Source organism: Streptomyces barkulensis (assembly GCF_002843305.1).
Taxonomy (GTDB): domain Bacteria; phylum Actinomycetota; class Actinomycetes; order Streptomycetales; family Streptomycetaceae; genus Streptomyces; species Streptomyces barkulensis.
Map to the genome: position 1 here is coordinate 12,868 of NZ_PGSG01000114.1, position 18,588 is coordinate 31,455.

The 18,588-nt window shown below is 69.6% G+C and carries 15 protein-coding genes and 1 tRNA gene; 2 read left to right on the top strand and 14 right to left on the bottom strand.

Annotation, left to right across the window (positions count from 1 at the left end; all coding sequences use genetic code 11):
• Positions 1–198: 198 nt before the first annotated feature.
• The 10 genes from CUT83_RS26185 to CUT83_RS26230 form a co-directional block, all read right to left on the bottom strand.
• Positions 199–681 (bottom strand): DUF1707 and DUF4190 domain-containing protein, encoded by a 483-nt coding sequence (locus CUT83_RS26185; protein WP_101258357.1) that lies wholly within the window; start codon positions 679–681, stop codon positions 199–201.
• A 330-nt stretch (positions 682–1,011) separates the two neighbouring features.
• Positions 1,012–4,935, bottom strand: coding sequence for a DNA-directed RNA polymerase subunit beta' (locus tag CUT83_RS26190; RefSeq protein ID WP_101258309.1), 3,924 nt, complete (start codon positions 4,933–4,935; stop codon positions 1,012–1,014).
• A gap of 142 nt (positions 4,936–5,077) precedes the next feature.
• Entirely contained in the window at positions 5,078–8,563 is a 3,486-nt protein-coding gene (gene rpoB, locus CUT83_RS26195) for a DNA-directed RNA polymerase subunit beta (RefSeq protein WP_101258310.1), read from the bottom strand.
• A 480-nt stretch (positions 8,564–9,043) separates the two neighbouring features.
• The gene (gene rplL, locus CUT83_RS26200; RefSeq protein ID WP_101258311.1) at positions 9,044–9,430 is read right to left on the bottom strand and encodes a 50S ribosomal protein L7/L12; all 387 of its coding nucleotides are present in this window, start codon (positions 9,428–9,430) and stop codon (positions 9,044–9,046) included.
• Positions 9,431–9,523: 93 nt separating this feature from the next.
• Complete coding sequence (gene rplJ / locus CUT83_RS26205; protein WP_101258312.1) at positions 9,524–10,075, bottom strand: 50S ribosomal protein L10; 552 nt, start codon at positions 10,073–10,075, stop codon at positions 9,524–9,526.
• A 474-nt stretch (positions 10,076–10,549) separates the two neighbouring features.
• Positions 10,550–11,269 (bottom strand): 50S ribosomal protein L1, encoded by a 720-nt coding sequence (gene rplA / locus CUT83_RS26210; RefSeq protein ID WP_093851481.1) that lies wholly within the window; start codon positions 11,267–11,269, stop codon positions 10,550–10,552.
• Between the two features lie 160 nt (positions 11,270–11,429).
• Positions 11,430–11,864, bottom strand: coding sequence for a 50S ribosomal protein L11 (gene rplK / locus CUT83_RS26215; RefSeq protein ID WP_093660552.1), 435 nt, complete (start codon positions 11,862–11,864; stop codon positions 11,430–11,432).
• A 174-nt stretch (positions 11,865–12,038) separates the two neighbouring features.
• Entirely contained in the window at positions 12,039–12,878 is an 840-nt protein-coding gene (nusG, locus tag CUT83_RS26220) for a transcription termination/antitermination protein NusG (RefSeq protein WP_101258313.1), read from the bottom strand.
• Positions 12,879–12,953: 75 nt separating this feature from the next.
• Complete coding sequence (gene secE / locus CUT83_RS26225) at positions 12,954–13,235, bottom strand: preprotein translocase subunit SecE (RefSeq protein WP_093851483.1); 282 nt, start codon at positions 13,233–13,235, stop codon at positions 12,954–12,956.
• Between the two features lie 114 nt (positions 13,236–13,349).
• Positions 13,350–13,422, bottom strand: a tRNA-Trp gene (locus CUT83_RS26230).
• Between the two features lie 242 nt (positions 13,423–13,664).
• Between CUT83_RS26230 and CUT83_RS26235 the strand changes: the two genes are divergently transcribed.
• Both CUT83_RS26235 and CUT83_RS26240 read left to right on the top strand, forming a co-directional pair.
• Positions 13,665–14,903, top strand: coding sequence for a pyridoxal phosphate-dependent aminotransferase (locus CUT83_RS26235; RefSeq protein WP_101258314.1), 1,239 nt, complete (start codon positions 13,665–13,667; stop codon positions 14,901–14,903).
• Positions 14,904–15,061: 158 nt separating this feature from the next.
• Positions 15,062–16,114, top strand: coding sequence for an adenosine deaminase (locus CUT83_RS26240; RefSeq protein ID WP_101258315.1), 1,053 nt, complete (start codon positions 15,062–15,064; stop codon positions 16,112–16,114).
• Between the two features lie 66 nt (positions 16,115–16,180).
• Here CUT83_RS26240 and CUT83_RS26245 read toward each other — a convergent pair whose 3' ends face one another.
• From CUT83_RS26245 to rpmG, 4 genes are all read right to left on the bottom strand, one after another.
• Positions 16,181–17,236 carry a UDP-N-acetylmuramate dehydrogenase gene (locus tag CUT83_RS26245; protein ID WP_101258316.1) on the bottom strand — a complete coding sequence of 352 codons (1,056 nt, stop codon included), beginning with the start codon at positions 17,234–17,236 and terminating at the stop codon, positions 16,181–16,183.
• Positions 17,237–17,331: 95 nt separating this feature from the next.
• Positions 17,332–17,766, bottom strand: coding sequence for a MaoC family dehydratase (locus CUT83_RS26250; protein WP_101258317.1), 435 nt, complete (start codon positions 17,764–17,766; stop codon positions 17,332–17,334).
• A 5-nt stretch (positions 17,767–17,771) separates the two neighbouring features.
• Entirely contained in the window at positions 17,772–18,254 is a 483-nt protein-coding gene (locus CUT83_RS26255; RefSeq protein ID WP_101258318.1) for a MaoC family dehydratase N-terminal domain-containing protein, read from the bottom strand.
• A gap of 140 nt (positions 18,255–18,394) precedes the next feature.
• Positions 18,395–18,559 carry a 50S ribosomal protein L33 gene (gene rpmG, locus CUT83_RS26260; protein WP_003948671.1) on the bottom strand — a complete coding sequence of 55 codons (165 nt, stop codon included), beginning with the start codon at positions 18,557–18,559 and terminating at the stop codon, positions 18,395–18,397.
• Between the last annotated feature and the right edge of the window lie 29 nt (positions 18,560–18,588).

The window sequence follows — 18,588 nt, forward strand, 5'->3', positions numbered from 1 at the left end:
TCAAAACAAATGCCCATGCCACCGTAGTGGGCGCAAAGCGGGAGCGGAAGGGCGTCCGAAGGCCCGCGCGGCCTGCGCCGACCGCTTCCTCCCGGCTCCTTTCCCCGTCCCTTCCCCTCCTCTTCTCCAGCCCCTTTCCCGGCAGTTCCCGGCACTTCCCGGCACCTCTCCGGCGGCGGGCGGCCCCGCGGGGACGGCTCAAGGGGAATTGGCGGCGAACATCATGAACCCCAGCACCGCGAGCACCACGAACCCGATCGTCAGCCAGCCCAGGACCAGGCCGGCCATGGCCATCCCGTCGCCCTTCTCCCCGGTGCGGCGGATCTCGGCACGCGCCTTGTGCCCCAGGATCACCGCGGGGATGGCGGTGACCCCGTAGAACGGCGTGAGGACGCCGCAGATCAGGGCGCCCACCGCGGAGTTGTTCGTCTGGGGCGGGGGCGGCAGGAAGGTGCGCGGCACCGCCTGCTGGTACGGCTGCGCGTACTGCGGCGCGGGCGCGGGCACCGCCATCGGCCCCTGCGGCAGATCGGCGATGAGCGCGTGCAACTCCCCGTACGTCTGCGCGTGGTGGGCCCGGCCCATCCGCTGCTCGTACTCGGCGTGGCTCAGCCGCCCCTCCGCGTACCCGGCCTTGAGCACGTCGACGGTGCGTTCCCGGTCCGCGTGGGAGGCGCGCATCATCGGCAGCTGCGACGCCTGGTGTGCGGCCTGCGCGGGCTGCGCGGCCCGCGGAGGATGCGGCGGGTTCGGAAGATGCGGAAGATGATGCCCGGACTGCCCGGGCGGTCCGCCGTACTTGCCCTGCTGACCCGGCTGTCCCCACTGTTGGTACGACACCGGCTCCACCTCCCCACGTTCGGGCTGCCCCCATCATCCATGACGTCCGCACCCCTTGGGGAGTTCCGGGCACCCGGGACACACCTCGCACACCGGCGAGAAACGCCGCGGGGCGGCCCCTCCGAGGAGGGACCGCCCCACGAGCGCGTCCGGCGGGCCGTACGGCCTCGGTCAGCCGTTGTACGGACCGTAGTCGTAGTCCTCCAGCGGGACCGCCTGGCCGGAGCCGGTGCCGAAGGGCGAGTAGTCGATGTCGTCGTAGCCGACGGCCGAGTACATCGCGGCCTTCGCCTCCTCGGTCGGCTCGACCCGGATGTTGCGGTAGCGGGACAGGCCCGTACCGGCCGGGATGAGCTTACCGATGATGACGTTCTCCTTGAGGCCGATCAGGGAGTCCGACTTGGCGTTGATCGCCGCGTCGGTCAGGACCCTGGTCGTCTCCTGGAAGGACGCCGCCGACAGCCAGGACTCCGTGGCCAGCGAGGCCTTGGTGATGCCCATCAGCTGCGGACGGCCGGAGGCCGGCTGGCCGCCCTCCTGCACGACGCGGCGGTTCTCGCCCTCGAACTTCGAGCGCTCGACCAGCTCGCCCGGCAGCAGCTCGGCGTCGCCGGACTCGATGATCGTCACACGGCGCAGCATCTGCCGGATGATGATCTCGATGTGCTTGTCGTGGATCGACACGCCCTGCGAGTTGTAGACCTTCTGGACCTCGCCCACCAGGTGCACCTGCACCGCGCGCTGGCCGAGGATGCGCAGCACGTCGTGCGGGTTGGTGGCGCCGACCGTCAGCGGCTGGCCGACGTCGACGTGGTCGCCCTCGGAGACCAGCAGACGGGCGCGCTTGGACACGCCGTAGGAGGTCTCGTCGGAGCCGTCGTCGGGGGTGACGACGATCTTCTTGGTCTTCTCGGTCTCCTCGATCCGCACGCGGCCGGCGGCCTCGGAGATCGGGGCGACACCCTTGGGGGTACGGGCCTCGAAGAGCTCGACGACACGCGGCAGACCCTGGGTGATGTCGTCACCGGCCACACCACCGGTGTGGAAGGTGCGCATCGTCAGCTGGGTGCCGGGCTCACCGATGGACTGGGCGGCGATGATGCCGACGGCCTCGCCGATGTCCACCAGCTTGCCGGTCGCCAGCGAGCGGCCGTAGCACATGGCGCAGGTGCCGACGGCGGACTCGCAGGTGAGGACCGAGCGGGTCTTGACCGTCTCCACGCCGTGCCGCACCAGCTCGTCGATGAGCACGTCGCCCAGGTCGGTGCCGGCCGGGGCCAGCACCTTGCCGTCGACGGTGATGTCCTCGGCGAGGCAGCGCGCGTACACGCTGGTCTCGGCGTCCTCCGCCTTGCGCAGAACGCCGTCCGCGCCCTTGGAGGCGATCACGAGCTTCAGGCCGCGGTCGGTGCCGCAGTCCTCCTCGCGGATGATCACGTCCTGCGAGACGTCCACCAGACGACGGGTCAGGTAACCCGAGTCGGCGGTGCGCAGCGCGGTGTCCGCCAGACCCTTACGGGCACCGTGCGTGGAGATGAAGTACTCCAGCACGGACAGACCCTCGCGGAACGACGCCTTGATCGGCCGCGGGATGGTCTCGTTCTTGGCGTTGGACACCAGACCGCGCATACCGGCGATCTGGCGCATCTGCATCATGTTTCCGCGAGCGCCCGAGTCGACCATCATGAAGATCGGGTTGGTCTTCGGGAAGTTCTCCGACATGGCCTCGGCGACCTCGTTGGTCGCGCGGGTCCAGATGCCGATGAGCTCGTTGGAACGCTCGTCCTTGGTGATCAGACCGCGCTCGTACTGCTTCTGGACCTTCTCGTCCTGCGCCTCGTAGTTCGCGATGATCTCCTTCTTGGCCTCGGGGACCACGACGTCGGAGATCGCGATGGTGACGCCGGAACGGGTCGCCCAGTGGAAACCGGCCGACTTCAGGTTGTCCAGCGCCGCGGCGACGACGACCTTGGGGTAGCGCTCGGCGAGGTCGTTGACGATCGCGGAGAGCTGCTTCTTGCCCACGGTGTAGTCGACGAACGGGTAGTCCTCGGGCAGCAGCTCGTTGAAGAGCGCGCGGCCCAGGGTGGTGCGCAGCCGGAACGGGTCACCGGTCTGCCACTCCCCCGAGGCGAAGCCTCCGTCGGACGCGGCGCCCTCCTCCGCGGCCGGCGGGGTCCAGCCGCGGGGCGGGACCGAGCCGACGGGGAAGCGGACGTCGATCTTCGCCTGGAGCGACAGCTCCCGGGCGTCGAACGCCATGATCGCCTCGGCCACCGAGTTGAACGACCGGCCCTCGCCCTTGACCTCGCCCTCCACCTTGTCGGTGGTGAGGAAGAACAGGCCCAGCACCATGTCCTGGGTCGGCATGGTGACGGGGCGGCCGTCGGCCGGCTTGAGGATGTTGTTCGAGGACAGCATCAGGATGCGGGCCTCGGCCTGCGCCTCCGCGGACAGCGGCAGGTGCACGGCCATCTGGTCGCCGTCGAAGTCCGCGTTGAACGCGGTGCACACCAGCGGGTGGATCTGGATGGCCTTGCCCTCGACCAGCTGCGGCTCGAAGGCCTGGATGCCCAGGCGGTGCAGGGTCGGCGCACGGTTGAGCAGCACCGGGTGCTCGGCGATGACCTCTTCGAGCACGTCGTACACGACCGTGCGGCCGCGCTCGACCATGCGCTTGGCCGACTTGATGTTCTGCGCGTGGTTGAGGTCCACCAGGCGCTTCATCACGAACGGCTTGAACAGCTCCAGCGCCATGGCCTTGGGCAGACCGCACTGGTGCAGCTTGAGCTGCGGGCCGACGACGATCACCGAACGCGCCGAGTAGTCGACGCGCTTGCCCAGCAGGTTCTGACGGAAGCGGCCCTGCTTGCCCTTGAGCATGTCGGACAGCGACTTCAGCGGACGGTTGCCGGGGCCCGTGACCGGGCGGCCGCGGCGGCCGTTGTCGAAGAGCGCGTCGACGGCCTCCTGGAGCATGCGCTTCTCGTTGTTCACGATGATCTCGGGCGCGCCGAGGTCGAGAAGCCGCTTCAGGCGGTTGTTGCGGTTGATGACGCGGCGGTACAGGTCGTTCAGGTCGCTGGTCGCGAAGCGGCCACCGTCGAGCTGCACCATCGGACGCAGGTCCGGCGGGATGACCGGCACGCAGTCCAGCACCATGCCCTTGGGGCTGTTGCGGGTCTGCAGGAAGGCGGAGACGACCTTGAGGCGCTTGAGCGCGCGGGTCTTCTTCTGCCCCTTGCCGGTGCGGATGATCTCGCGGAGCTTCTCCGCCTCCTCGTCCAGGTCGAAGGTCTCCAGCCGCTTCTGCAGCGCGGCGGCGCCCATCGAGCCGTCGAAGTAGGTCCCGAAGCGGTCGCGCAGCTCGCGGTAGAGCAGCTCGTCACCCTCCAGGTCCTGGACCTTGAGGTTCTTGAAGCGGTTCCAGACCTCGTCCAGGCGGTCGATCTCGCGCTGGGCGCGGTCGCGGATCTGCTTCATCTCGCGCTCGGCGCCCTCGCGCACCTTGCGGCGGACGTCCGCCTTGGCGCCCTCGGCCTCCAGCTCCGCGAGGTCGGCCTCCTGCTTCTTGGCCCGGGCCTCCAGATCGGCGTCGCGGCGCTGCTCGATCTGCTGGCGCTCCACGGAGACATGGGCCTCCAGGGAGGGCAGGTCGCGCGTGCGGCGCTCCTCGTCCACCCACGTGATCATGTAGGCGGCGAAGTAGATGACCTTCTCCAGGTCCTTCGGGGCGAGGTCGAGCAGGTAGCCCAGACGGGAGGGCACGCCCTTGAAGTACCAGATGTGGGTGACGGGGGCGGCGAGCTCGATGTGGCCCATCCGCTCACGGCGCACCTTGGCGCGGGTCACCTCGACGCCGCAGCGCTCGCAGATGATGCCCTTGAAGCGGACGCGCTTGTACTTGCCGCAGTAGCACTCCCAGTCCCGGGTCGGACCGAAGATCTTCTCGCAGAAGAGCCCGTCCTTTTCCGGCTTGAGGGTGCGGTAGTTGATGGTCTCCGGCTTCTTGACCTCGCCGTGGGACCACTGACGGATGTCGTCAGCGGTGGCCAGGCCGATTCGCAGCTCGTCGAAGAAGTTGACGTCGAGCACTCTCGTCAATCCCTCTCAGGGTTTGTGCCCCTCGCGTCGGTGGGACCGAGGAGCTCTGTGGTGGTCTGAACGGGGGTCGCGGGGAGGCCGGGGCCGCGCCCTGCCGCCTTCGGCGGGAGGGCGCGGCTTCCCGGCCGGCCCGTCAGACCTCTTCGACGCTGCTCGGCTCGCGCCGGGACAGGTCGATGCCGAGCTCTTCCGCGGCGCGGAAGACGTCCTCGTCGGTGTCGCGCATCTCGATGGACATGCCGTCACTGGACAGCACCTCCACGTTGAGGCACAGGGACTGCATCTCCTTGATGAGCACCTTGAAGGACTCGGGGATGCCGGGCTCGGGGATGTTCTCGCCCTTGACGATGGCCTCGTAGACCTTCACACGGCCGGTGACGTCGTCGGACTTGATGGTCAGCAGCTCCTGGAGGGCGTACGCGGCGCCGTAAGCCTCCAGCGCCCACACCTCCATCTCACCGAAGCGCTGGCCACCGAACTGAGCCTTACCGCCCAGCGGCTGCTGGGTGATCATGGAGTACGGGCCGGTCGAGCGGGCGTGCAGCTTGTCGTCGACCAGGTGGTGCAGCTTGAGGATGTACATGTAGCCGACCGAGATCGGGTCCGGGAACGGCTCGCCGGAGCGGCCGTCGTAGAGCCGGGCCTTGCCGGAGGGCAGCACCATCCGCTCGCCGTCGCGGTTGGGCAGGGTCGCCGTGAACAGACCGGCGATCTCGTCCTCGCGGGCGCCGTCGAACACCGGGGTGGCGACGTTGGTGCCGGGCTCGACCTCGTCGGCGCCGATCGAGGCCAGCCGCCTCTGCCACTCCTCCTCGATCCCCTCGACCTTCCAGCCCTGGGAGGCGAGCCAGCCCAGGTGGATCTCCAGGACCTGGCCCGGGTTCATCCGGGACGGGACGCCCAGCGGGTTGAGGATGACGTCGACCGGGGTGCCGTCCTCCATGAACGGCATGTCCTCGATCGGCAGGATCTTGGAGATGACGCCCTTGTTGCCGTGGCGGCCGGCGAGCTTGTCACCGTCGGTGATCTTGCGCTTCTGGGCCACGTAGACGCGGACGAGCTGGTTGACGCCCGGAGGCAGCTCGTCGCCCTCCTCGCGGTCGAAGACGCGGACGCCGATGACCTTGCCGGTCTCGCCGTGCGGCACCTTCAGCGAGGTGTCGCGGACCTCGCGCGCCTTCTCACCGAAGATCGCGCGCAGCAGCCGCTCCTCCGGGGTCAGCTCGGTCTCGCCCTTCGGGGTGACCTTGCCGACCAGGATGTCGCCCGCCTCGACCTCGGCACCGATGCGGATGATGCCGCGCTCGTCGAGGTCGGCCAGGACCTCCTCGGAGACGTTCGGGATGTCCCGGGTGATCTCCTCGGGGCCCAGCTTGGTGTCCCGGGCGTCGACCTCGTGCTCCTCGATGTGGATCGAGGACAGGACGTCGTCCTGGACGAGGCGCTGCGACAGGATGATCGCGTCCTCGTAGTTGTGGCCCTCCCACGGCATGAACGCCACCAGGAGGTTCTTGCCGAGCGCCATCTCGCCCTGCTCGGTCGAGGGGCCGTCGGCGAGGACCTGGCCGGTGATCACGCGGTCGCCCTCGTCCACGACGACCTTCTGGTTGAAGGAGGTGCCCTGGTTGGAGCGGAAGAACTTGGCGACCCGGTAGGTGGTGTAGGTGCCGTCGTCGTTGGCCACGGTGACGTAGTCGGCGGAGACCTCCTGGACCACGCCGTCCTTCTCGGCCTTGATCACGTCGCCGGCGTCGACCGCGCAGCGGTACTCCATGCCGGTGCCGACCAGCGGGGCCTCGGCGCGGATCAGCGGGACGGCCTGGCGCATCATGTTCGAGCCCATGAGCGCGCGGTTGGCGTCGTCGTGCTCCAGGAACGGGATCATGGCGGTCGCGACCGACACCATCTGGCGCGGCGAGACGTCCATGTAGTCGACCTCGTCGCCGGGGATGAGGTCGACCTCGCCGCCGCGGCGGCGGACCAGGACGCGGTCCTCGGCGAACCGCATGTCCTCGCCCAGCGGCGCGTTGGCCTGGGCGATGACGTAGCGGTCCTCCTCGTCGGCGGTCAGGTAGTTCACCTCGTCGGTGACCACACCGTCGACCACGCGGCGGTAGGGGGTCTCCACGAAGCCGAACGCGTTGACCCGGCCGTAGGAGGCCAGCGAGCCGATCAGACCGATGTTCGGGCCTTCGGGGGTCTCGATCGGGCACATCCGGCCGTAGTGCGAGGGGTGCACGTCGCGGACCTCGAAGCCCGCCCGCTCACGGGACAGACCGCCGGGGCCCAGCGCGGACAGACGGCGCTTGTGGGTCAGGCCCGACAGCGGGTTCGTCTGGTCCATGAACTGCGACAGCTGGCTGGTGCCGAAGAACTCCTTGATGGAGGCGACGACCGGCCGGATGTTGATCAGGGTCTGCGGCGTGATCGCCTCGACGTCCTGGGTCGTCATCCGCTCGCGGACGACGCGCTCCATACGGGCCAGACCGGTGCGGACCTGGTTCTGGATGAGCTCGCCGACGTTGCGCAGGCGGCGGTTTCCGAAGTGGTCGATGTCGTCGGTCTCGACGACGATCGTCCGGCCGTTCTCCCCGGGCGTCTCGGTCTCGCCGGCGTGCAGCTTGACCAGGTACTTGATCGTGGCGATGACGTCGTCGACGGTCAGCACGCCGGAGTCCAGCGGCTGGTCGCCGCCGAGCTTCCGGTTGATCTTGTACCGGCCGACCTTGGCCAGGTCGTAGCGCTTGGGGTTGAAGTAGAGGTTCTCCAGCAGCGTCTGCGCGGCCTCGCGCGTCGGCGGCTCGCCCGGACGCAGCTTGCGGTAGATGTCGAGCAGCGCGTCGTCCTGGCCCTGGGTGTGGTCCTTCTCCAGGGTGGCGCGCATGGACTCGTACTGGCCGAACTCCTCCAGGATCTGCTCGGTGGTCCAGCCGAGCGCCTTGAGCAGGACGGTGACGGACTGCTTGCGCTTGCGGTCGATGCGGACACCGACCATGTCGCGCTTGTCGATCTCCATCTCCAGCCAGGCGCCGCGAGACGGAATGATCTTGGCGGAGAAGATGTCCTTGTCGGACGTCTTGTCGATGTTGCTGTCGAAGTAGACGCCCGGGGAGCGCACCAGCTGGGAGACCACGACACGCTCGGTGCCGTTGATCACGAAGGTGCCCTTGTTGGTCATGAGCGGGAAGTCGCCCATGAAGACCGTCTGGGACTTGATCTCACCGGTCTCGTTGTTGGTGAACTCGGCGGTGACGAACAGGGGCGCGGCGTAGGTGAAGTCGCGCTCCTTGCACTCGTCGATCGAGTTCTTCGGCGGTTCGAAGCGGTGATCGCGGAAGGTGAGCGACATCGACCCGGAGAAGTCCTCGATCGGGGAGATCTCCTCGAAGATCTCCTCCAGACCGGACTTGGTGGGGACATCCTCACCGCGCTCCAGCGCCGCCTCGACGCGAGCCTTCCAGGCGTCGTTGCCGAGCAGCCAGTCGAAGCTCTCGGTCTGCAGCGCAAGGAGGTTCGGAACCCCGAGGGGCTCCTTGATCTTCGCAAAGGAGATACGCAGCGGGGCGGTGCCGGCGCCGTTGTTCGAATGAGCGGTCGAGGCGTTGCGCGAGGCGGCCAAGAGGGGGTCCTTCCGAGGGCTCGGACTCACTACGCGCATGCCGTGCCCCTGGTGACGGGCAGGGAGCAGTTAATAGGCAGCGCAAAGGGTCAGTGTAGCCACAAGGCCCACTGATGTCCAGTGCGGTATCCGGAGACCGGCACGCGGTACCAATCTCTCCCTCCGGAGGGGCGAGCCCCTCATCAGTTGTTCAACGCCTGCCGCAAGGTTTCCCACTTCGCCCGCGATCCATGCCTCGGATTGTGGATCGGTGTGACGACGCGTCCTGAGAATTGCGCGCTACGTGCGGTTCGTCAAGGCCCCACCCTCTTCCGGGACCACAGGGAGCGTACGGCCGGACAGCGTTGATCACCATACCCGCAGGCCCTCGCCAGGCGATACGGCCGTCGCGGAAACGACCGAGGGCGACCACCCGCATGGGTGATCGCCCTCGGAAGGAGAGGAGTCAGCGGACTCCTTCGGTGACCTGGGTCACTCGGTTCACTTGACCTCGACGGAGGCGCCGGCGCCCTTGAGGGACTCGGCGGCCTTGTCCGCGGCCTCCTTGTTGACCTTCTCCAGGACCGGCTTCGGGGTGCCGTCGACCAGGTCCTTGGCCTCCTTCAGGCCGAGGGAGGTCAGCTCGCGCACGACCTTGATGACCTGGATCTTCTTGTCGCCGGCGCCGGTGAGGATGACGTCGAACTCGTCCTTCTCCGGCTCGGCCTCGGCGGCCGGGCCACCCTGGGCGGGGCCGGCGGCGACGGCGACCGGGGCGGCGGCCTCGACGTCGAACTTCTCCTCGAAGGCCTTCACGAACTCGGAGAGCTCGATGAGGGTCATCTCGCTGAACTGCTCGAGCAGCTCGTCCTGGCTGAGCTTCGCCATGGTGGCGGTCCTTCCACTAAGTCGGCTGGTGCCGGGGGGTTCATGTCGGCGGGCGTACTGGGGCCCGCTGCGACCGAGTGCGCCTGGAGTGGGTTACTCGGCCTCGGCGGGAGCCGGCGTACCGGCACCGCCCTGCTCCTGCTTGGCGCGAAGGGCGTCCGCGGTGCGGACGAACTTCGACAGCGGGGCCTGGAAGGTCGCCGCGGCCTTGGCCATGGACGCCTTCATGCCGCCGGCCAGCTTGGCGAGCAGCACCTCGCGGGACTCGAGGTCCGCGAGCTTCTTGATCTCGTCGGCGCTGAGCGACTTGCCCTCGAGGACACCGCCCTTGATGACGAGCTGGGGGTTGTCCTTGGCGAAGTCACGCAGGCTCTTCGCCGCCTCGACCGGGTCACCGGTGACGAAGGCGACGGCGGTGGAGCCGACGAAGAACTCGTCGAGCTCGGTGACCCCGGCCTCGTTGGCCGCGATCTTGGTGAGCGTGTTCTTCGCCACACGGTACTGAGCGTTCTCACCGAGAGAACGGCGCAGGTCCTTGAGCTGAGCGACGCTGAGACCGGTGTACGCGGTCACAACGGCGGCGTTGGAGTTCTGGAACTTCTCCCTGATCTCCTCGACAGCTTCGACCTTGTCGGGACTCGCCATGAGCCTCGGCCCTCCTTTCCGGGTGATGCGATCCTCGACCGTGCCTTTCGGCAGGTCATGACGCCGGACCGCCCACGTCGGGCGCACGAGGAAGGGGTTTTGCACAAAACGAAACGCCCCGGCGCAGGCGCACGGGGCGTGACTCGACCGGCACACACGCCGGGAGTCCTCCAGTGTCACCTGCGCAGGTCGCCCGCTCCAAGCGGATCCTTCGGCCACCGGCCCCGGATCTGCGGGAGATCTGGGAGCACGGCAACGACCAGCGGTCTTTGGCTTCGGTGGAAGCGTACGCGAACGCCGTCACGACAGGCAAATCCGGTGATGGGACTCCACCGGACTCCGTCGGCACTCCCACCCCGGCCGCCCCGTGCCCCACGCCCCGCACCGCCCGCGCAAAGGGCCGGGCCCCGCCTCCGAACAGGAAGCGGGGCCCGGCCACCGTGCTGGACCGCTCTCGCGGGGTCGCGCGCCGGATCAGGCGGCGACGTCCTCCTCGGCGAGGAGGTTCCGGGTGCGGTTGGGGTCGACGGGGACACCGGGGCCCATCGTGGTGCTGATGACGGCCTTCTTGATGTACCGGCCCTTGGCCGCGGACGGCTTCAGCCGCAGGACCTCTTCCAGCGCCGCCGCGTAGTTCTCCACCAGCTGCTTCTCGTCGAACGAGACCTTGCCGATGATGAAGTGGAGGTTCGCGTGCTTGTCGACGCGGAACTCGATCTTGCCGCCCTTGATCTCGGTGACGGCCTTGGCGACGTCCGGGGTGACGGTGCCGGTCTTCGGGTTCGGCATCAGACCACGCGGACCGAGCACACGGCCGAGGCGGCCGACCTTGCCCATCAGGTCCGGGGTCGCGACGACGGCGTCGAAGTCCAGGCGGCCCTTGGAGACCTCGTCGATCAGTTCGTCGGAGCCGACGATGTCGGCGCCGGCGGCCTCCGCGGCCGCGGCACGCTCACCGGTCGCGAAGACCAGGACCCGGGCGGTCTTGCCGGTGCCGTGCGGGAGGTTCACGGTGCCGCGCACCATCTGGTCGGCCTTGCGCGGGTCGACACCCAGGCGCATGGCGATCTCGACGGTCGCGTCGAACTTGGTCGGGGAGGTCTCCTTGGCGAGACGGACGGCCTCCAGCGGGGCGTAGAGCCGCGTCCGGTCGAACTTGGCGTCCGCGTTGCGGAGAGCCTTGCTGCGCTTCACTTCTGCTCCAGTTTTCTGGTGTACGGAGTCGTGGTCCAGGGGGCCAGCGCCTGACCCTGCCACTTCCATCTGTCTGTGCTCGGCGCGCGTGTCCGGCTCACCCGCCCCCAGGGAAGGAGCGGAGCCGGGCGCACCTCGCGGGTACCGCGAGCGGAGCCGCTCAGCCCTCGACGGTGACGCCCATCGACCGGGCGGTGCCGGCGATGATCTTCTCGGCGGCGTCCAGGTCGTTGGCGTTGAGGTCGGGCATCTTGGTCGTGGCGATCTCGCGCACCTGCTCGCGCGTGATCTTGGCGACCTTCTTGGTGTGGGGCTCGCCGGAGCCCTTCTCCACGCCCGCGGCCTTGAGGATCATCTTCGCGGCCGGCGGGGTCTTGGTGATGAAGGTGAAGGAGCGGTCCTCGTAGACCGTGATCTCCACCGGGATGACCCAGCCGCGCTGCGACTCGGTCGCGGCGTTGTAGGCCTTGCAGAACTCCATGATGTTCACGCCGTGCTGACCCAGCGCGGGGCCGACCGGCGGGGCCGGGTTCGCGGCACCGGCCTGGATCTGGAGCTTGATCAGCCCCGTGACCTTCTTCTTCTTGGGAGGCATGTTCTCTCCGGGTCCTGGTGAGAGGTGTCGAATCCTCCGGCGGGCTGATCCACCCGTACGGAGGCATACCGCACAACGATAGCCCGTATCGCGGTGCGGTCGGAAACCGGCCAGGCCGGGCGGCCCCTCAGGGCTGCCCGACCTGGCCGGAAATCGGTGACCGGAAGAACCTCGTCAGTTCTTCTGGATCTGGTCGAAGCTCAGCTCGACCGGGGTCTCGCGGCCGAAGATCTCGACGAGGCCCTTGACCTTCTTCGAGTCCGGGTTGATCTCGTTGATCGTCGCCTGGAGCGTCGCGAACGGACCGTCGGTGACGGTGACGGAGTCCCCGACCTCGAAGTCCAGCACCTGGACCTCGACCTTGCGGCTCGGCGCCGGCAGGCCGGCCTCGGCGGCGGCCTCCGCGGCGGCGCGCTCCTCCGCCTCGGGGGCGAGCATCTTGACGACCTCGTCCAGGGTCAGCGGGTACGGGTCGTAGGCGTTGCCCACGAAGCCGGTGACGCCCGGGGTGTTGCGCACGACGCCCCAGGACTCGTTCGTCAGGTCCATGCGCACCAGCACATAGCCGGGGAGCTTGTTCTGGCGGACGTTCTTGCGCTCGCCGTTCTTGATCTGGACGATCTCTTCCTCGGGGACCTCGGCCTGGTAGATGAAGTCCTCGACGTTCAGCGAGACGGCGCGCTGCTCCAGGTTGGCCTTCACGCGCTTCTCGTAGCCCGCGTAGGTGTGGATGACGTACCACTCGCCGGGGAGATGACGCAGCTCGTCGCGGAGGGCGGCGACCGGGTCGACCGGCTCCTCCTGTGCGGCCTCGGCCTCGGTCTCGGTCTCGCCGACGGCCTCGGTCTCGCCGGCGGTGGCCGCCGCCTCGGCCGACTCGTCCCCGGCGGTGTCGGCAGCTTCGGCCTGGTCGACGCCGTCCGCCGCCGCCTTGTCCGCCGTCTCGACGGCGTCGGGCGCGGTGTCGTCACCCTCGACGGGGTCGACGGCGTCGTTGAGGTTCGGGTCAGACACGGTGGCTGCTTCTTCCTGGCTTCAAGGGGGTCGAACATGCGGAAAGGTGCCCCGGAGGGGCACTCCGCGGGCGTATCAGCCGAAGACGTACTTGACGACCTCGGTGAACCCCCAGTCAATCACGGTCACCAGGCCGATGATGACGAGGACGAAGATGATCACCACGGTCGTGTAGGTGGAGAGCTGCTTCTTGGTGGGCCAGACGACCTTGCGCAGCTCGGCGATGATCTGCCGGTAGAACAGTGCGAGACGGCCCAGCGGGCCCTTCTTCGCGCGCTTGCCACCGCGCCGGGGCTTGTTGTCGTCCTGCGACCGCCCGGGCTCGGGGACCTCGATGGAGTCCGTGATCTCCGCCACTCGTCCTCACCTGATCCGGGTCCTGGCCGCGTGCCGTGCCGCGTCCGGCCCGGCCGTACGGCGGTGCGTCCAGTTACGTACACGTGCACGCATCCCTGGTTCAGATGCGTGAAGCAGGGCCGGAGGGACTTGAACCCCCAACCGCCGGTTTTGGAGACCGGTGCTCTACCAATTGAGCTACGACCCTTCGCCGTTCCCAACCTACCGCATCCGGTCGGCGCCGCGGAGTGCGCGGACCGCCGGTGATCGGCCGGGACCAACGACGGTGAGTGTACGTGCTTCCCGCGCCGTCGTCGAACACGTAACCCGTATCGCCCCGATCCTCCCCTTCCTCCCGCCCGTACGCCGGGTCTCTCCCCCGTCCGCTCCCCGTCCGCTCCCCCTCCGGCCCAGGTGCCCGGGCGACCCCCCGTCTGCGACGATGCCCCCATGACCGCTGAAACCCCTTCCAACCAGTCACCCACCGAGCGCCGGGTCTCGGCCCGCGTCGGCTCGATCTCCGAGTCCGCCACGCTCGCCGTCGACGCCAAGGCCAAGGCCCTCAAGGCCGCCGGGCGTCCGGTGATCGGCTTCGGCGCGGGCGAGCCCGACTTCCCGACCCCCGACTACATCGTCGAGGCCGCGGTGGAGGCCTGCCGGAACCCGCGCTTCCACCGCTACACCCCGGCCGGCGGACTCCCCGAGCTGAAGGAGGCCATCGCCGCGAAGACGCTGCGCGACTCCGGCTACTCGGTCGAGGCCTCCCAGGTGCTGGTCACCAACGGCGGCAAGCAGGCCATCTACGAGGCCTTCGCCGCCATCCTCGACCCGGGCGACGAGGTCATCGTCCCCGCGCCGTACTGGACCACCTACCCCGAGTCGATCCGGCTGGCCGGAGGCGTCCCCGTGGACGTGGTCGCCGACGAGACCACCGGTTACCGGGTCTCGGTGGAGCAGCTGGAGGCGGCCCGCACCGAGCGCACCAAGGTGCTGGTGTTCGTCTCCCCCTCCAACCCGACCGGCGCCGTCTACTCCCGCGCCCAGGTCGAGGAGATCGGCCGCTGGGCGGCCGAACACGGTCTGTGGGTGCTCACCGACGAGATCTACGAGCACCTGGTCTACGGCGACGCCGAGTTCTCCTCGCTGCCGGTGGTCGTGCCCGAGCTGGCCGACCGCTGCGTGGTCGTCAACGGCGTGGCCAAGACGTACGCCATGACCGGCTGGCGAGTGGGGTGGATCATCGGCCCGAAGGACGTGGTGAAGGCCGCCACCAACCTCCAGTCGCACGCCACCTCCAACGTCTCCAACGTCGCCCAGGCCGCCGCGCTGGCCGCCGTCTCCGGCGACCTGGAGGCCGTGGCGCGCATGCGCGAGGCGTTCGACCGCCGCCGCAGGACGATCGTGCGGATGCTGAACGAGATCGACGGCGTCACCTGCCCCGAGCCGGAGGGCGCCTTCTACGCCTACCCGTCGGTCAAGGGCGTGCTGGGCCGGGAGATCCGCGGCCGGCGCCCCCGGTCGAGCGTGGAGCTGGCCGAGCTGATCCTGGAGGAGGCCGAGGTCGCGGTCGTCCCCGGTGAGGCGTTCGGCACCCCGGGCTATCTGCGGCTGTCCTACGCGCTGGGCGACGAGGACCTGGTCGAGGGCGTCTCCCGGATCCAGAAGCTGCTGGCCGAGGCCAAGGCCTGAACCAGACTGAACCGGCCTGAACCGGCCTGAACCGGCCCGGAGCACACAGGGGCGGGCCCGCGGAAGCAGTGCTTGCGCGGGCCCGCTCGCATGTTCCGGCCCGCCCCCGATCGTGGTGGTGACTTCCGGGCGTGTCGCGAGTGCGGCAAAATTTTCGGATGGAAAACGCTCGTGACGTCCGCAAGCTCCCGAAGGCCCATCTCCATCTGCACTTCACCGGGTCCATGCGCCCCGGCACACTGCTGGAGCTCGCCGACAGACACGGCGTCCACCTCCCGGACGCGCTGAGCAGCGGCCGTCCCCCGAAGCTGCGGGCCACCGACGAGCGCGGCTGGTTCCGCTTCCAGCGGCTGTACGACGCCGCGCGCTCCTGCCTGCGTACGCCCGACGACATCCGGCGGCTGGTACGCGAGGCCGCCGAGGAGGACGTGCGGGACGGGTCGCGCTGGCTGGAGATCCAGGTGGACCCGACCTCCTACGCGCCGCGCCTGGGCGGGCTGATCCCGGCACTGGAGATCATCCTGGACGCGGTGGAGAGCGCCTCCGCCCAGACCGGGCTCGGCATGCGCGTGCTGGTCGCCGCGAACCGGATGAAGCACCCGCTGGACGCCCGCACCCTGGCCCGGCTGGCCGTGCGCTACGCCGACCGCGGCGTGGTCGGCTTCGGTCTGTCCAACGACGAACGGCGCGGTTTCGCCCGGGACTTCGACCGGGCCTTCGCCATCGCGCGCCGGGGCGGCCTGCTGGCGGCCCCGCACGGCGGTGAGCTGTCGGGGCCGCAGTCCGTCGCCGACTGCCTGGACGACCTGCGCGCGGGCCGCGTCGGGCACGGGGTGCGCGCCACCGAGGACCCGCGGCTGCTGGCGCGGCTGGCCGCGCAGGGCGTCACCTGCGAGGTCTGCCCGGCCTCCAACGTGGCGCTGGGGGTGTACGACCGGCACGAGGACGTACCGCTGCGGGCCATGTTCGAGGCGGGGGTGCCGCTGGCGCTGGGTGCCGACGACCCGCTGCTGTTCGGCTCCCGGCTGGCCGCGCAGTACGAGATCGCGCGGCGGTACCACGGCTTCACGGACGATGAGCTGGCGGAGCTGGCCCGCCAGTCGGTGCGCGGCTCGCGCGCTCCGGAGGACGTCCGGAAGGCGATCCTGGCGGACATCGACGCCTGGCTGGTGGAGGAGCCGGAGCAGGTCCCGTCCCGGGGACTCTCCTGAGTCCCCGGAGCTCTCCTGAATCAGCTTTCCCGGACCGGCTCTCCCGGGTCCGTCCGGGGCGGACCCTCAGAGCGAGCAGCCGACGGTCACCGGCTCGTTGACCAGCGTCACGCCGAAGGCCTCGTGCACGCCGTCGCGGACCTCGCGGGCCAGGGCGAGGAGGTCGGCGGTGGTGGCCGAGCCCCGGTTGGTCAGGGCGAGGGTGTGCTTGGTGGAGATCCGGGCCGGGCCGTCGCCGTAGCCCTTGGCGAAGCCGGCCCTGTCGATCAGCCAGGCGGCGGAGGTCTTCACCAGGCCGTCCCCGGCCGGGTAGGCGGGCGGGGCGGCGTCCGGCCCCAGCCGCTCGGCGACACGGGCGAGGAAGGCGGCGTGCTCGGCCTCGGTGAGGACGGGATTGGTGAAGAAGGAGCCGGCCGACCAGGTGTCGTGGTCCTCCGGGTCGAGCACCATGCCCTTGCCCGCGCGCAGCTTCAGAACGGTCTCGCGGGCCCGCTCCACCGGCACCCGCTCGCCGGTCTCCACGCCCAGCGCCCGTGCGGTCTCGGCGTAGCGCAGGGGTGCCGAGAGGCCGCCCGCGTCCTCCAGTTCGAAGCGGACGCGCAGCACGACGAAGCGGGTGGGGTCGGCCTTGAAGCGGCTGTGCCGGTAGGAGAAGCCGCACTCGGCGGCGGGAATGGTGACGGTCTCGCCGGACCGGCGGTCGTAGGCGACGACCTCGGTGACCGTGGAGGAGACCTCCTGGCCGTACGCGCCGACGTTCTGGATGGGTGTGGCGCCCGCCGATCCGGGGATGCCGGCCATGCACTCGACGCCCGCGAGTCCGGCCTCGACGGTACGGGCGACGGCCTCGGACCAGTTCTCGCCCGCCGCCAGTTCCAGCCGGGTGCCCTCCAGGCGGAAGCCGGTGGTGGCGATGCGCAGGGCGGTTCCGCCGAAGCCCTCGTCGGCGATGACGAGGTTGCTGCCGCCGCCGACGAGCAGCAGCGGGGTGCCGCCGGCGTCGGCGGTCCGTACCGCCTCGGTCACCTCCTCGTCGGTGGTGGCCGTGACCAGGCGGGCCGCGGGGCCGCCCAGGCGGAAGGTGGTCAGCGGGGCGAGGGGCGCGTCGTGGAGTTCCTGCACGCGCCAAGGGTACGAGAGCGGCCGTACGGGCATCCGTACGGCCGCTCCCGCCCGGCGTGTGCCCGCGGCGCCGGCCCGGCGGCGCGGCGGCGCGCTCAGGCGAGCCGGACCACCGCGCGGGACATGCCCAGCACCTTCTGTCCGGAGCTGGTGACCGTGAGGTCCACCCGGACGGTGCGAGCCTCGTCGTCGAGCTTGGCCGCGACCCTGCCCGAAACCTCGATCACGGCGCCCTTGTCGTCGTCGGGGACGACGACGGGCTTGGTGAAGCGCACGCCGTACTCCACGAGCGCGCCCGGGTCGCCGGTCCAGTCGGTCACCACGCGGGCGGCCTCGGCCATGGTGAACATGCCGTGCGCGATGACGTCGGGGAGGCCGACCTCACGTGCGAACCGCTCGTTCCAGTGAATCGGGTTGAAGTCGCCGGAGGCGCCCGCGTACCGCACGAGCGTGTCGCGGGTCACGGGGAAGCTCCGTGCGGGCAGCTCGGTGCCGGCCTCGACGTCCGCGTACGCGATCCTCGCCGTCATCCGCCTCACTCCCCCTGCTTCCCGGCAGCGTCGTCCGCCGCGTCGTCCGCCGCGCGGGCCACCAGCTTGGTCCAGGCCGTCACCACGTGCTCGCCCGCCTCATCGCGCACCTCGCCGCGGATGTCCAGGATGTCGTTGCCCGCCATGGACTTGACCGCCTCGATGGTGGAGGTCACCGTGAGCCGGTCGCCGGCGCGCACCGGCCGCGTGTAGGCGAACTTCTGGTCGCCGTGCACCACCCGGCTGTAGTCCAGCCCCAGCCTCGGGTCCGCGACGACCTCTCCGGCCGCCTTGAAGGTGATGGCGAAGACGAAGGTGGGCGGGGCGATCACGTCGGGGTGACCGAGCTCACCGGCCGCCTCCGGGTCGGTGTACGCGGGGTGGGCGTCACCGATGGCCTCGGCGAACTCGCGGATCTTCTCCCGGCCGACCTCGTACGGCGCGGTGGGCGGATAGCTCCGCCCCACGAAGGACTGGTCGAGCGCCATGGCCCGGTACCTCCATACGGCTTGCTGGTGGTTGCTGATCGGACGGCTCGGACGGCGCAAAGCCGTGAGGCCGTCCCCGCGAACGGGGACGGCCTCACGGCTTTGCCTGTCTTGCGCGGCGGCCTGGCCGGTCGCGGCGTTTATCGCGTCTCGCGGTGCGCGGTGTGCGCGTTGCAGCGCGGGCAGTGCTTCTTCATCTCAAGACGGTCCGGGTTGTTTCGCCGGTTCTTCTTGGTGATGTAGTTCCGCTCCTTGCACTCCACGCAGGCCAGCGTGATCTTCGGGCGGACGTCGGTGGCAGCCACGTGAGTGCTCCTTGACGGCTGGGACGGGT

Excerpts from the sequence above, each read along its gene's own strand:
- rplK (WP_093660552.1), bottom strand. The coding sequence starts at position 11,864 with ATGCCTCCCAAGAAGAAGAAGGTCACGGGGCTGATCAAGCTCCAGATC.
- CUT83_RS26250 (WP_101258317.1), bottom strand. The coding sequence starts at position 17,766 with ATGACGGCGAGGATCGCGTACGCGGACGTCGAGGCCGGCACCGAGCTG.
- CUT83_RS26255 (WP_101258318.1), bottom strand. The coding sequence starts at position 18,254 with ATGGCGCTCGACCAGTCCTTCGTGGGGCGGAGCTATCCGCCCACCGCG.
- rplL (WP_101258311.1), bottom strand. The coding sequence starts at position 9,430 with ATGGCGAAGCTCAGCCAGGACGAGCTGCTCGAGCAGTTCAGCGAGATG.
- CUT83_RS26235 (WP_101258314.1), top strand. The coding sequence starts at position 13,665 with ATGACCGCTGAAACCCCTTCCAACCAGTCACCCACCGAGCGCCGGGTC.
- CUT83_RS26240 (WP_101258315.1), top strand. The coding sequence starts at position 15,062 with ATGGAAAACGCTCGTGACGTCCGCAAGCTCCCGAAGGCCCATCTCCAT.
- CUT83_RS26185 (WP_101258357.1), bottom strand. The coding sequence starts at position 681 with ATGCGCGCCTCCCACGCGGACCGGGAACGCACCGTCGACGTGCTCAAG.
- rplJ (WP_101258312.1), bottom strand. The coding sequence starts at position 10,075 with ATGGCGAGTCCCGACAAGGTCGAAGCTGTCGAGGAGATCAGGGAGAAG.